10 protein-coding genes are annotated in these 13,179 nt (G+C 71.6%); 4 read left to right on the forward strand and 6 right to left on the reverse strand.

All coding sequences use genetic code 11. The features are described 5' to 3' along the window. Window positions 1–5: 5 nt before the first annotated feature. Window positions 6–734, forward strand: coding sequence for a vWA domain-containing protein (locus tag ACGFYU_RS17080; protein WP_393828091.1), 729 nt, complete (start codon window positions 6–8; stop codon window positions 732–734). Between the two features lie 36 nt (window positions 735–770). Continuing rightward, window positions 771–1,280 carry a pyridoxamine 5'-phosphate oxidase family protein gene (locus ACGFYU_RS17085; RefSeq protein WP_393828092.1) on the forward strand — a complete coding sequence of 170 codons (510 nt, stop codon included), beginning with the start codon at window positions 771–773 and terminating at the stop codon, window positions 1,278–1,280. On the opposite strand, the gene ACGFYU_RS17090 is transcribed toward ACGFYU_RS17085, so the two are convergent. From ACGFYU_RS17090 to ACGFYU_RS17100, 3 genes are all read right to left on the reverse strand, one after another. Then, on the reverse strand, window positions 1,273–2,562 hold the full coding sequence (locus ACGFYU_RS17090) for a DUF1906 domain-containing protein (RefSeq protein WP_393828093.1): 1,290 nt from the start codon (window positions 2,560–2,562) through the stop codon (window positions 1,273–1,275). The genes ACGFYU_RS17085 and ACGFYU_RS17090 overlap by 8 nt on opposite strands. Window positions 2,563–2,748: 186 nt before the next feature. Further along, window positions 2,749–3,843, reverse strand: coding sequence for a hypothetical protein (locus ACGFYU_RS17095; RefSeq protein WP_393828094.1), 1,095 nt, complete (start codon window positions 3,841–3,843; stop codon window positions 2,749–2,751). After that, window positions 3,840–4,061 carry a hypothetical protein gene (locus tag ACGFYU_RS17100; RefSeq protein WP_393828095.1) on the reverse strand — a complete coding sequence of 74 codons (222 nt, stop codon included), beginning with the start codon at window positions 4,059–4,061 and terminating at the stop codon, window positions 3,840–3,842. Before ACGFYU_RS17100 ends, ACGFYU_RS17095 begins: the two co-directional genes overlap by 4 nt. A 158-nt stretch (window positions 4,062–4,219) precedes the next feature. Between ACGFYU_RS17100 and ACGFYU_RS17105 the strand changes: the two genes are divergently transcribed. After that, window positions 4,220–4,636 (forward strand): hypothetical protein, encoded by a 417-nt coding sequence (locus ACGFYU_RS17105; RefSeq protein ID WP_393828096.1) that lies wholly within the window; start codon window positions 4,220–4,222, stop codon window positions 4,634–4,636. A 145-nt stretch (window positions 4,637–4,781) separates the two neighbouring features. Here the strand turns inward: ACGFYU_RS17105 and ACGFYU_RS17110 are convergent, their stop codons facing one another. The 3 genes from ACGFYU_RS17110 to ACGFYU_RS17120 all read right to left on the reverse strand — a co-directional run bounded on the left by ACGFYU_RS17110 (window position 4,782) and on the right by ACGFYU_RS17120 (window position 11,884). Then, entirely contained in the window at window positions 4,782–6,242 is a 1,461-nt protein-coding gene (locus tag ACGFYU_RS17110; RefSeq protein WP_393828097.1) for a glutamate synthase subunit beta, read from the reverse strand. Next, complete coding sequence (gene gltB, locus ACGFYU_RS17115) at window positions 6,235–10,776, reverse strand: glutamate synthase large subunit (protein WP_393828265.1); 4,542 nt, start codon at window positions 10,774–10,776, stop codon at window positions 6,235–6,237. Before gltB ends, ACGFYU_RS17110 begins: the two co-directional genes overlap by 8 nt. A gap of 376 nt (window positions 10,777–11,152) precedes the next feature. Continuing rightward, window positions 11,153–11,884, reverse strand: a complete 732-nt coding sequence (locus ACGFYU_RS17120) for a VIT1/CCC1 transporter family protein (protein WP_382648357.1) — start codon at window positions 11,882–11,884, stop codon at window positions 11,153–11,155. A gap of 246 nt (window positions 11,885–12,130) precedes the next feature. On the opposite strand from ACGFYU_RS17120, the gene ACGFYU_RS17125 reads away from it, so the two are divergent. Then, window positions 12,131–13,117 (forward strand): ADP-ribosylglycohydrolase family protein, encoded by a 987-nt coding sequence (locus ACGFYU_RS17125; protein WP_393828098.1) that lies wholly within the window; start codon window positions 12,131–12,133, stop codon window positions 13,115–13,117. The last annotated feature ends 62 nt before the right edge of the window (window positions 13,118–13,179 follow it).

Genomic DNA, 13,179 nt, shown 5'->3' on the forward strand with positions numbered 1-13,179 from the left:
GCCCCATGACGGGCAGTGCGATCAGCCTCCGCAAGGTCGAGGAAACGGCTCCGGCGCTCGTGAGCCTCTACAAGAGCGCCGGGGTCTCCCTGCGCAAGTACGGCCTGGAGGGCGGGCGCGCCGCGGTCTACCTGGTCCTGGACTACTCCGGGTCGATGCGCCCGTACTACAGGGACGGCAGCGTGCAGGCCCTCGCCGACCGGGTGCTGGGGCTGTCCGCGCACCTGGACGACGACGGCCGCGTCCCGGTGGTGTTCTTCTCCACCGAGGTCGACGCGATGGAGGAGATCTCCCTGGCCGGGCACGAGGGCCGGGTCACCGAGATGGCCTCCCGCCTCGGCCACATGGGCAAGACGTCCTACGACGCGGCGATGGAAGCGGTGATCGACCACTACCTGGATTCGGGGGCCGCGGACCCGGCCTTGGTCGTCTTCCAGACGGACGGAGGGCCGCTCAGCAGGTTCGCGGCGGAGAAGTACCTGTGCAAGGCGGCCCGGCTGCCGCTCTTCTGGCAGTTCGTCGGCTTCGGCAACACCCGCAGCTCGCAGTTCGACTTCCTGCGCCGGCTGGACGAACTGCCCGTCCCGGACCGGCGCGTGGTGGACAACGCCGGCTACTTCCACGCGGGCCCCGACCCACGCGCCGTCCCGGACTCGGAGCTGTACGACCGCCTGATCGGCGAGTTCCCGGACTGGCTGAAGGCAGCGCGCGGCGCGGGCATCGTGCGCGCCTGAGCGGCGTCCGTCGGCACCGCGCGCTTTGATGGAGGTATGACGAAGAACAACTGGGCAGCGTTCGAGAAGGCGGAGCCGGAGTTCGCGGCGGCCGTCCAGGCCCGCTTCGCGCAGTACCCGCACCACGTCCTGGCCACCCTCCGCAAGGACGGCTCCCCCCGGCTGGCCGGGCTGAATGTCGACATCCGCGGCGGGGAGCTGTGGCTGGGCATGATGGCGGGCTCGTTGAAGGCCCGGGACCTCCAGCGCGATCCGCGGTTCGCCCTGCACACCAATCCGGGCGCGGGCGAGGAGATGCCGGACGGGGACGTACGGATCTCCGGGCGCGCGGTGGAGCAGGTGGACCCGCCCGAGCTGCACCGGTACGCGGAGGAGACGGACACCCCGCACCCGTTCCACCTCTTCCACGCCGATCTGACGGAGGTCGTGCACATCGGCGTGGAGGGGGACGATCTGGTGGTGCGGACCTGGACCCCGGCGCGCGGCCTGCGCACCATCCGCCGGGGCAATGACGACGAGCCGCCGCGGGAGGACCCCGTCAGCTGAGCGGGAAGATGTCGGCGGTCCCGATGACGGAGGGGTCGATGTCGATCCAGCTGCGGTCGATGGTGATGGTCACTCCGCCGTAGGAGGCCGTGTGGTCGCCGCGGAACTGGTGGGCGCGGCGCCGGCCCGCCCACTTGGGGGTACCCGTCGGCAGGCCCATGTCGGCGTCGCCGACGGAGGGCGAGTCGTTCCAGCGGGCGACCCACAGCACGTCCGGCATGGCCTCGGGGGCCTGGTGGTGGTGGGCCTTCAGCGCCTTGACCCCGGAGCTCGCCGAGACGTAGGCGCCGGAGCGGTAGCCGAGGTCGTGCAGCCGGACCGTCCAGGCGGTCAGGTAGGCGACGACCGGGGCCTCCCAGGTGGCGCGGTCGTCGTAGTGCTCCAGGTCGTTGTAGAGCACGGTGCCCGGGGGCAGCCCCAGGGATCCGGCGGCGGCCACCGCGCCGTCGGCGGCGGCCGTGCCCTGCGCGTCGGCCTCGGAGGGGTCGGTGGACAGGCCGGTTCCGGCGCTGTGCCAGGGCTGCGGGCCCACCCAGATCGGCATGAGGTGCCAGCCCGCCCCGGCCTGCCGCCGGACCCAGTCGGCCGTGAGCCGCGGCTGGGCGCAGGCCCGGGCGCCGCCGCCGATGTAGATGCCGACCGCGCCGAAGGGGGAATCGGCCCGCCAGGTGTCCATGGACCGCTGGGACGGGGCGGTGCAGGCGTCGAAGCCCTCGCCGGTGAAGGGCACCTGTGCGGTACGGAGCGTCTCGCCGTCGGCGGCCAGCGCGGGCTCGGCGGGGTGCCTGGGGCGGGGGGCGGTGGGGGTCACGGCGCGGGCGCGCGCCAGGACCCGGCGTACGGCGTCGGGCGCGGCCCCGTAGGAGACGGTGGCCATGACGCCGGGCCGGGTCAGGGCGTACCGCAGCTCGTTGCTGTCGGACCGGGGCGGGGTCTCGGGCAGCGTGGTTCCGGAGTCGACCGCGATGGTGGGGATGTCGGCGCGTTCGGGGGCTCCGTCGAGGGGTTCGAGGTGGAGGGTGTCGGCGCGGCCGGCGACGGCCCGGCCGGTGCACCGGCTCTGGGTGCCGGCGTGGCCGAGGTAGAGGGTGGGGAGGTCGAGGCGCAGGCAGGCGTCGGGGTCGAGGTCGAGGTCGACGACCCGCCAGTCGGCGGGGACGGTGAGCCGCAGACCGCCGTAGTCGATGGTTCGCGCGTCGGCGGCGGCGGTCGTCCCGGTGGGCAGTACCGGGACCAGCAGGGCGGCGCCGAGGAGGCCGCTCAGCAGCGTTCGGATGGGCATGTGACCCACTGTTACCAGACGGGGTCCCGCCCCAACTGCACCGATCCGTCCCCCAGATGGCCCGTACGGCCTATGCGTTGCGGGGCGGTGCCGGTGCACCCCCGACCGCCTCGGGCGCGGCGCCGGGCAGCAGCGGTCGGGGGCAGAGCCCCGGCCATGGCGCCGCACCCCTCGACTCGGCCAGGGTCAGGATTGGTCCTGGAAGGCCGGGAGCGCGAAGATCCGCTCCTTGCCCGCCTCCTCCATCAGCTCGACCAGCGGCAGCACCAGCTCCCACAGGTCCTGCTTGTCCACCTCCCGTACGAGCGCGTCCAGTTCGGCGTCGCCCAGCGCGGCCGCCGCGTCCGCCACCACCTTGCGCGCCTCCTCGGGCAGGACTCCGACCAGCGGCAGGAACTCGCCCCACAGCCCGGTCGCCACGACGGCCCGGACCACGCCGGCCAGCACCTGCGGGTCCCGCAGGGAGTCCAGCCGGGCCACGGCGAGCCGGTCCTCCTCGCCGAGCAGGGCGACGAGCGGCAGCAGCGTCTCCCACAGCCCCCGCTCGTGCGTCACCCGCACGAGTGAGTCCAGCTCGGCCCCGTCGAGGCGGGCGGTGAGCTGGGCGATCCGCAGCCGCTGGTCCCCGCCGACCATGGTGGCGACGGCGAGGGCCTCCTCCCAGAGCCCGGCGGCGGAGGCGGTGCGGACCACCGAGGCGAGCCGCTCGTCGCCCATGAGTTCGAGGATCCGGGGCAGCCGCTCGGGCAGGTCCACGTAGAAGCCGGCCTTCAACACATCGGAGTCACCCACCTGTTCCAGGATCCGCCCGAGCACCTGGTCCCGCATGTGCCCGACGAACCGGCCCATCGTCAGATGGTCGCGCCTCTCGGCGAGCACGACGGCGATCCGTACGACGAGCCCTTCGTCGAGCCGGTCCACGACCGCGGCGATCTTCCGCGGGTCGAGGTGGGCACAGGACTCGGCGGTGAAGGAGACGGGCAGCTTCTCGATGATGTCGGCGGCGCGTCCGGCCTCCAGCCGCCCGGCGACCGCCGCGGCCAGCCGGGGGCCGAGCGCCTTCTGCGAGATGGCGGCGGCGACCCCGGCGGGCACCAGCTTGGTGGCGGCGGCGATCCGGTCGAGCATCTCGGGGGCGCCGTCGAAGAGCGCGGCGGTGGCCCGCTCCCGGAAGGCCCGTACGTCCTCGCCCGGCAGCCCCGCCAGGAATCCGACCTCGGCGGTGTCGAGGCCCACCAGCCGGGCGACCTTCTCCACCTCGGCACGGCTCCCGGCGCTCACCGGAACAGCACCTTGCGGACGGCCCCGCGCGCGAGGGCGGGCACGAGCTTGAGCGCTTCCTCGGCGGCCTCGTTCAGCCCGCCGGCCTGCCGCGCGCGCTCGGCGCGCAGCGCGTCGGCGAGCCGCGTCACGTCCTGCGGCGCGAGCGAGCCGAAGGATCCGGGCAGTTCGACTGCCCCCAACTCCGTTTGCAACCGGGCCAGTTCTTCCGTACTCACGGGCGACCTCCCACAGGGCGACGACGGCTCGCCCCGAGCGTGGACCCGATTTGACTTTTAGTCAATACTCGCGGGTAAGTACCTGTACTCAGGCGGGTGTCAGTACCACTGGCTAACGTCGCGGGTGTCGATACGAACGACACCACCTGGGGGATCACATGAAGAAGCAGGCCACCACCCTCGCCGCACTGACCGCTGCGGTCACGCTGACGCTCGCGGCAGCACCGGCCCAGGCCGCACCGACAGACGAGATCATCGGCTACCCGGGCCCCGACGGACTGATCTGGATCGCCGAGCACACCGGTTCCAGCGGCTTCGTCTCGGGCGGCCTCTCGCCGCGGCTGGACACGTTCATCACCTTCGGCTGTGCCGGTGGCGGCAGCATCGAGGTGGCCTTCCACCTCGACAACCACCCGGACCGCGACCCGGCCCCGTTCACGGTCGACTGCCCCGCGACGGACCCGGCCCGCGTCACCGTCCCCCTCGGCTCCGGCCTCCAGGGCGGCTACGGGGCCTGGGTGACGACCTCGACCCCGTCCACCCGCTGGGGCGCCACGGTCGTCCAGCCCGAGTAGCCCCGCACACGCCACAGCGCCCGCCATCCCTGGTCGGGGACATGGCGGGCGCTGTGCCGGGAGTTCCGTACGCCTTTGTACGGACCGTATGAGGGGTCCCGCCCTTCGCGAGGCGGGGGTGTTGCGGGTGTTGCCGCTGCCCGTATTACACGGTCAGCGAGCGGTCCGTCGGCTTGACCGGGTACGGGAGGGTGCTGCTGCCGGTCAGGAAGCGGTCCACGCCGCGGGCGGCCGAGCGGCCTTCCGCGATGGCCCAGACGATGAGCGACTGGCCGCGGCCCGCGTCGCCGGCGACGAAGACGCCGTCGACGTTGGTCGCGTAGGAGGCGTCGCGGGCGACGTTGCCGCGGCCGTCCAGCTCCAGGCCGAACTGCTCCACCAGGCCGTTGGCCTGGTCGGTGCCGGTGAAGCCCATCGCCAGGGTGACCAGCTGCGCGGGGAGGACGCGCTCGGTACCCGGCTTCTGCTCCAGCTTGCCGTCCTTGAACTCCACCTCGACGAGGTGCAGGGCCTGGACGTTGCCGTCCTCGTCGCCCTCGAAGTGGGTGGTGGAGACGGAGTAGACCCGCTCACCGCCCTCCTCGTGCGCCGAGGTGACCTTGTACAGCATCGGGAACGTCGGCCAGGGCTGGTTGGCGTTACGGTCCTCGCCCGGCTTCGGCATGATCTCCAGCTGCGTGACCGAGGCCGCGCCCTGGCGGTGGGCGGTGCCCACGCAGTCCGCGCCGGTGTCGCCGCCGCCGATGACGACCACGTGCTTGCCCTCGGCCGTGATGGGGGGCGCCATGAAGTCGCCCTCCTGGACCTTGTTCGCGAGCGGCAGGTACTCCATCGCGAAGTGGATGCCGTTCAGCTCGCGGCCCGGGACCGGGAGGTCGCGGGAGACGGTGGCGCCCGCCGCGATGACCACCGCGTCGAACCGCTTGCGCAGGTCGGTGGCGGTGATGTCGCGGCCGACCTCGACGCCCGTGCGGAACTTGGTGCCCTCCGCGCGCATCTGCTCGATGCGGCGGTTGATGTGCACCTTCTCCATCTTGAACTCGGGGATGCCGTAGCGGAGCAGACCGCCGATGCGGTCGGCGCGCTCGTACACCACCACGGTGTGGCCGGCCCGGGTCAGCTGCTGGGCCGCGGCGAGACCCGCCGGGCCGGAGCCGATGACGGCGGCGGTCTTGCCGGACAGCCGCTCCGGGGCCTGCGGGGTGACGTCGCCGTTGTCCCAGGCCTTGTCGATGATCGAGACTTCGACGTTCTTGATCGTGACGGCCGGCTGGTTGATGCCGAGGACGCACGCCGACTCGCACGGGGCCGGGCACAGCCGCCCGGTGAACTCCGGGAAGTTGTTCGTCGCGTGCAGACGCTCCGAGGCCGCGGTCCAGTCCTCGCGGTACGCGAAGTCGTTCCACTCCGGGATCAGGTTCCCGAGCGGGCACCCGTTGTGGCAGAACGGGATGCCGCAGTCCATGCAGCGGCCGGCCTGCTTGCTGATGATCGGCAGCAGCGAGCCCGGGACGTAGACCTCGTTCCAGTCCTTCAGCCGTTCGGCCACGGGACGGGAGCAGGCGGTCTCGCGCGGGGTGGTGAGGAAGCCCTTCGGGTCAGCCATTGGTCGCCGCCTCCATCATCTTCTCGGTGGTCTCGGACTCGGAGAGTCCGGCCAGCTCAGCGGCGTCCTTGGCGGCGAGCACTGCCTTGTACGTGGTCGGGATGATCTTGCTGAAGCGGGCCACCGAGGCGTCCCAGTCAGCCAGGAGCTTCGCGGCCACGGTCGAGCCGGTCTCCTCCTCGTGGCGGCGCACCACATCGTGCAGCCACTGCTTGTCGGCGTCGGAGAGGCCGGTCTCGATGGCCTCGACGTTGCCGACGTTGACGTTCTCCTTGGCGAGGTCGACGACGTACGCGACGCCGCCCGACATGCCGGCCGCGAAGTTGCGGCCCGTCTCGCCCAGGACGACGGCCTGGCCGCCGGTCATGTACTCGCAGCCGTGGTCGCCCACGCCCTCCGAGACGACCAGGGCGCCGGAGTTGCGGACGCAGAAGCGCTCGCCGGTGCGGCCGCGCAGGAACATCTCGCCGCCGGTGGCGCCGTAGCCGATGGTGTTGCCGGCGATGGTGGAGTACTCGGCGAGGTGGTCGGCGCCCCGGTCGGGACGGACGATCACGCGGCCGCCCGACAGGCCCTTGCCGACGTAGTCGTTGGCGTCGCCCTCCAGGCGGAGGGTGACGCCCTTCGGCACGAAGGCGCCGAAGGACTGACCGGCCGAACCTGTGAAGGTCAGGTCGATGGTGTTGTCGGGCAGGCCCGCGCCACCGAACTTCTTGGTGACCTGGTGGCCGAGCATGGTGCCGACGGTCCGGTTGATGTTGCGGATCGCGACCTGGGCGCGGACCGGCAGGGCCGCCTCCGCGGTGTCGGCGTTCAGCGCGTCGGCCGCGAGCTCGATCAGCTCGTTGTCGAGGGCCTTCTCCAGACCGTGGTCCTGCTCGATCAGGGCGTGGCGGACCGCGCCCTCGGGCAGCTCGGGCACGTAGAAGAGGGGCTCGAGGTCCAGGCCCTGGGCCTTCCAGTGCGTGACGGCCTTCGTGGTGTCGAGGAGCTCGGCGTGGCCGACGGCCTCCTCGATCGTGCGGAAGCCCAGCTCGGCGAGGAGCTCGCGCACCTCCTCCGCGATGAACTCGAAGAAGTTGACGACGAACTCCGGCTTGCCGGAGAAGCGGTCGCGCAGGACCGGGTTCTGCGTGGCGATGCCGACCGGGCAGGTGTCCAGGTGGCAGACGCGCATCATGACGCAGCCGGAGACGACGAGCGGCGCGGTCGCGAAACCGAACTCCTCGGCGCCGAGCAGCGCGGCGATGATGACGTCGCGGCCGGTCTTGAGCTGGCCGTCGGTCTGGACGACGATCCGGTCGCGCAGCCCGTTGAGCAGCAGGGTCTGCTGGGTCTCGGCGAGGCCGAGCTCCCAGGGACCGCCCGCGTGCTTCAGCGAGGTGAGCGGGGAGGCACCCGTACCGCCGTCGTGGCCGGAGATGAGCACGACGTCCGCGTGGGCCTTGGAGACACCGGCCGCGACCGTACCGACACCGACCTCGGACACGAGCTTCACGTGGATGCGCGCGGCGGGGTTGGCGTTCTTGAGGTCGTGGATCAGCTGAGCCAGGTCCTCGATGGAGTAGATGTCGTGGTGCGGCGGCGGGGAGATCAGGCCGACACCCGGGGTGGAGTGACGCGTCTTGGCGACCCACGGGTAGACCTTGTGGCCGGGCAGCTGGCCGCCCTCGCCGGGCTTGGCGCCCTGCGCCATCTTGATCTGGATGTCGTCCGCGTTGACCAGGTACTCGGAGGTGACGCCGAAGCGGCCGGAGGCGACCTGCTTGATCGACGAACGCCGCGCCGGGTCGTACAGGCGCTCCGGGTCCTCGCCGCCCTCACCGGTGTTGGACTTGCCGCCCAGCTGGTTCATGGCGATGGCGAGGGTCTCGTGCGCCTCCTTGGAGATGGAGCCGTACGACATGGCGCCGGTGGAGAAGCGCTTGACGATCTCGGAGACCGGCTCGACCTCGTCGATGGAGATCGACGGGCGGTCGGACTTGAAGCCGAACAGGCCGCGGAGCGTCATCAGGCGCTCGGACTGCTCGTTCACGCGGTCCGTGTACTGCCGGAAGATGTCGTACCGGCGGTTGCGGGTGGCGTGCTGGAGGCGGAAGACCGTCTCCGGGTCGAACAGGTGCGGCTCGCCCTCGCGGCGCCACTGGTACTCGCCGCCGATCTCCAGCGCGCGGTGCGTGGCCGGGATGCCGGAGGCGGGGTACGCCTTGGCGTGGCGGGCGGCCACCTCCTTGGCGACGACGTCCAGGCCGGCGCCGCCGATCTTGGTGGCGGTGCCGCCGAAGTAGCTGTCGACGAACTCCTGGTTCAGGCCGATGGCCTCGAAGACCTGGGCGCCGCGGTAGGAGGCGACGGTGGAGATGCCCATCTTGGACATGACCTTCAGGACGCCCTTGCCGAGCGCGTAGATCAGGTTCTTGATGGCCTTCTCCGGCTCCAGGCCGGACAGGAAGGTACCGGCGCGCAGCAGGTCCTCGACGGACTCCATGGCGAGGTACGGGTTGACCGCGGCGGCGCCGTAGCCGATGAGCAGTGCGACGTGGTGGACCTCGCGGACGTCACCGGCCTCGACGAGCAGGCCCACCTGGGTGCGCTGCTTGGTCGCGATGAGGTGGTGGTGCACGGCGGAGGTGAGCAGCAGCGACGGGATCGGCGCGTGCTCGGCGTCCGAGTGGCGGTCCGAGAGGACGATCAGGCGGGCGCCGGCCGCGATGGCGGCGTCGGCCTCGGTACGGATCTCCGCGATCCGGGCGGCCAGCGCGTCGGCGCCGCCCGAGACCCGGTAGAGGCCCGAGAGGGTGGCGGCCTTCATGCCCGGCATGTCGCCGTCGGCGTTGATGTGGATGAGCTTGGCCAGCTCGTCGTTGTCGATCACCGGGAACGGCAGCGTGACGCTGCGGCAGGACGCGGCGGTCGGCTCCAGGAGGTTGGACTCCGGGCCGATCGAGGACAGCAGCGAGGTGACGAGCTCCTCGCGGATGGCGTCCAGCGGCGGGTTGGTGACCTGCGCGAAGAGCTGGGTGAAGTAGTCGAAGAGCAGCCGGGGGCGCTCGGACAGGGCCGCGATCGGGGAGTCCGTGCCCATGGAGCCGAGCGGCTCGCCGCCGGTGCGGGCCATCGGCGCGAGGATGACGCGGAGCTCTTCCTCGGTGTAGCCGAAGGTCTGCTGGCGGCGGGTGACCGAGGCGTGGGTGTGCACGATGTGCTCGCGCTCGGGCAGGTCCGACAGCTCGATCTCGCCGGTCTCCAGCCAGTCCGCGTAGGGGGCGGCGGCGGCCAGCTCGTTCTTGATCTCGTCGTCCTCGATGATCCGCTTCTGGGCGGTGTCGACGAGGAACATCTTGCCGGGCTGCAGGCGGCCCTTGCGGACGACCTTGGCCGGGTCGATGTCGAGCACGCCGACCTCGGAGCCGAGGACGACGAGGCCGTCGTCGGTGACCCAGTAGCGGCCGGGGCGCAGACCGTTGCGGTCGAGGACCGCGCCGACCTGGGTGCCGTCGGTGAAGGTGACGCAGGCCGGGCCGTCCCAGGGCTCCATCATCGTGGAGTGGTACTGGTAGAACGCGCGGCGGGCCGGGTCCATCGAGGTGTGGTTCTCCCACGCCTCGGGGATCATCATCAGCACGCTGTGCGGGAGCGAGCGGCCACCGAGGTGGAGCAGCTCCAGGACCTCGTCGAAGGAGGCCGAGTCGGAGGCGTCCGGGGTGCAGATCGGGAAGATCCGGTCCAGCGCGCCGTCGCCGAAGACGTCGGACGCCAGCTGGGACTCGCGGGCCTTCATCCAGTTGCGGTTGCCCTTGACCGTGTTGATCTCGCCGTTGTGCGCGACGAAGCGGTACGGGTGGGCGAGCGGCCAGGACGGGAAGGTGTTCGTCGAGAACCGGGAGTGGACCAGGGCGACGGCCGAGGCGAAACGGCGGTCGGAGAGGTCCGGGAAGAAGGGCTCCAGCTGGCCGGTGGTCAGCATGCCCTTGTAGACGATGGTGCGGGCGGAGAGCGACGGGAAGTAGACCCCGGCCTCGCGCTCGGCGCGCTTGCGCAGGACGAATGCCTTGCGGTCCAGCTCGATGCCGGACGTCCCGTTGCTCACGAACAGCTGGGAGAAGGCCGGCATGGTGGTGCGGGCGCCGTTGCCGAGCAGGTCCGGCGTGACCGGAACCTCGCGCCAGCCCAGGACCGTCAGGTTCTCCTCGGCGGCGATGGCCTCGATCTGCTCCACGGCGACGGCCTGTGCGGTGCCGTCGGCGGGGAGGAAGGCGATGCCGACGGCGTACGCGCCGGCCTCGGGGAGATCGAAGCCCGCGACCTCGCGCAGGAACGCGTCCGGCACCTGGGAGAGGATTCCCGCGCCGTCGCCGGAGTCCGGCTCGGAGCCGGTGGCGCCGCGGTGCTCGAGGTTCCGCAGTACGGTCAGGGCCTGCTCAACGAGGGTGTGGGTGGCCTCGCCGGTGAGGTTCGCCACGAAACCGACGCCGCAGGCGTCCTTCTCGTTGCGCGGGTCGTACATGCCCTGCTGGGCGGGGCGACCGTCCATGGGCGACCAGGCCGTGCTGCTGAGGCCGGTCGCGGAGTGCGTGGATGCGGAACGCATCGGCTCTCCCGTCGTCGTCGTGGCATATGTGCATAGCCGAGGGACGACGTTGGCCCTCTGCGAAATTTCGTGCAGGTTACATGATGACGGCAATCCCGAGAAGCGGATATTGCATTCCAGCATGCGGACACTGCGCGAGGCAGAAAAGAGGGGACCTTCGGGGACGTCTCAGAAAGCTTCACGGGGACGAAGGTCCCGGCGCGGGGCGGGCATCATTGCCCGAGCGCCCTGGTCTGATGCCCGGCGGACACGGGATCGAAACCGCCAGGTAACGGACTACTTATGTTGTGCTCTGCATAGTGTCTCACTCCATGCCCGGTCAGCCTACGGCTCCGCCGATCCAGGTTCCCAGGATGTACGTCACACCGGCGGCCGCGCCACCCAGGACCAGCTGGCGCAGCCCGCTGTACCACCAGGACCGCGCGGTGACCCGGGAGACGACCGCGCCGCAGGCGAAGAGACCGACCAGCGCCAGCAGCACCGCGGGCCACAGGGACGTGGCTCCGAGCAGGTACGGCAGTACGGGGAGCAGCGCGCCCAGCGCGAACGAGCCGAACGACGAGACGGCGGCGACGAGCGGCGAGGGCAGGTCGTCGGGGTCGATCCCGAGCTCCTCGCGGGCGTGGATCTCCAGCGCCTGCTCGGGGTCGCGGGACAGCTGCATGGCGACCTCGCGGGCGAGTGCCGGCTCGACGCCCCGGGAGACGTAGAGCTCGGCGAGCTCCTCCATCTCGTCGACGGGGTGCTTGCGCAACTGCTGCCGCTCTATGTCCAGTTCGGCGAGGACCAGCTCGCGCTGCGAGGCGACGGAGGTGTACTCGCCGGCCGCCATCGAGAAGGCGCCGGCCGCGAGGCCCGCGAGCCCGGTGATCACGATGGTGTGCGGGGCGACGGCGCCGCCGGCCACGCCGGTCATGAGCGCGAGGTTGGAGACGAGTCCGTCCATGGCACCGAAGACGGCCGGGCGCAGCCATCCGCCGTTGACGTCGCGGTGGGTGTGGTTGTCCCGGTGCGCGGTGTGCAGCGGTGCTTCGATGTCGATGATGGACATACGGATATCTCCCCATTTGTGCGAACGGGTGCCGCGAGACACCCCGCTCCCCCTGACCACCTCGAAACTACGCACGATTTCCGCCGCCCGCCAGCAAGGTAGGCCGTACTTACCTGCGGTTTTGCGGGTCGGCGACCGGGTGACGGGGGTGTTCGCGGGGTGTTTCGCGACGAGCGACAAACCACATGCCATGGCACAAATCCCCCAAGGGCTCAATATGGGCCCCATCAAGTGGAGAGGCGCGCCATGGAGCTGATTGCATGCAATCCGCAGGTCCTCCTCGAACGGGCCAGGGGCGCTCTTCTGGGCCTCGCGGTGGGTGACGCGCTGGGCGCCCCCGCCGAGAACATGAAGCCGTCGCAGATCCGCGCGAAGTGGGGCCGCATCGAGGGCTTCGTCTCGGAGGACCCGGCGGGCACGGACGACACGGAGTACGCGATCTTCTCGGGCCTGCTGCTGGCCCGCCACGGATCGGCGCTCACCGTCGCGCACGTCGAGCGCGCGTGGCACCACTGGATCGCGGACCTGGACGAGGGCCCCTTCCGCGGGGCGGGCTTCTCGGAGCGCGGCACCCTGGAGAACCTCCGCCGTGGCCTGGCGGCCCCCATCTCGGCGCAACACCGCCACGCCTGGTCGGACGGTCTGGCCATGCGGGCGGCCCCCTTCGGGGTCTTCGCGGCGGGCCGCCCCGCGGAGGCGGCCCGGCTGGTCGCCATCGACGGCTGCGTCAGCCACGACGGCGAGGGCATCTACGGCGGCCAGGCGGTGGCGGCGGGGGTCGCCGCGGCGATGGCCGGCGGCAGTCCGGCATCGGTGGTCTCGGCGGCCCTGTCGGTCATCCCCTCCGACTCCTGGACGGCCCGCTCCCTGCGCCGGGCCGTCACCGCGGCCCCGCGCGGGGAGCGGGCGGTGCGCTCGGCGGTGGTCATCGGCGGCTACCCCTGGACGGACCTGGCCCCCGAGGCGGTCGGCCTGGCCTTCGGCGCCTTCGCGGCATGCCGGGGCGATTTCCCCTCCTCGGTCCTGACCGCGGTGAACATGGGCCGCGACGCCGACACCACGGCGGCCGTGGCGGGCGCCCTCTCCGGCGCCCTCTCCGGCGCGGCGGCCATCCCCCTCCCCTGGTCCTCGGCCATCGGCCCGGTCCGCGGCAGCTGCCTGCCCTCGATGCGGGGCTACCACGTCCTGGACATCGCGGACCTCCTCACCCCGGAATACGAGGCCCCCAGATGACCCCGGCAACCCCTTCCCCGGACCCCACCGCACCCCGGGCCACAGCCCCGCACCGGGGGGCG

Source organism: Streptomyces sp. NPDC048337 (assembly GCF_043201175.1).
In the GTDB taxonomy this organism is placed as follows: Bacteria; Actinomycetota; Actinomycetes; order Streptomycetales; family Streptomycetaceae; genus Streptomyces.

Bases quoted from the DNA above. Each gene is read 5' to 3' on its own strand.
- ACGFYU_RS17080 (WP_393828091.1), top strand. From the start codon at position 6: ATGACGGGCAGTGCGATCAGCCTCCGCAAGGTCGAGGAAACGGCTCCG.
- ACGFYU_RS17085 (WP_393828092.1), top strand. From the start codon at position 771: ATGACGAAGAACAACTGGGCAGCGTTCGAGAAGGCGGAGCCGGAGTTC.
- ACGFYU_RS17090 (WP_393828093.1), bottom strand. From the start codon at position 2,562: ATGCCCATCCGAACGCTGCTGAGCGGCCTCCTCGGCGCCGCCCTGCTG.
- ACGFYU_RS17105 (WP_393828096.1), top strand. From the start codon at position 4,220: ATGAAGAAGCAGGCCACCACCCTCGCCGCACTGACCGCTGCGGTCACG.
- ACGFYU_RS17110 (WP_393828097.1), bottom strand. From the start codon at position 6,242: ATGGCTGACCCGAAGGGCTTCCTCACCACCCCGCGCGAGACCGCCTGC.
- gltB (WP_393828265.1), bottom strand. From the start codon at position 10,776: ATGGACGGTCGCCCCGCCCAGCAGGGCATGTACGACCCGCGCAACGAG.
- ACGFYU_RS17120 (WP_382648357.1), bottom strand. From the start codon at position 11,884: ATGTCCATCATCGACATCGAAGCACCGCTGCACACCGCGCACCGGGAC.
- ACGFYU_RS17125 (WP_393828098.1), top strand. From the start codon at position 12,131: ATGGAGCTGATTGCATGCAATCCGCAGGTCCTCCTCGAACGGGCCAGG.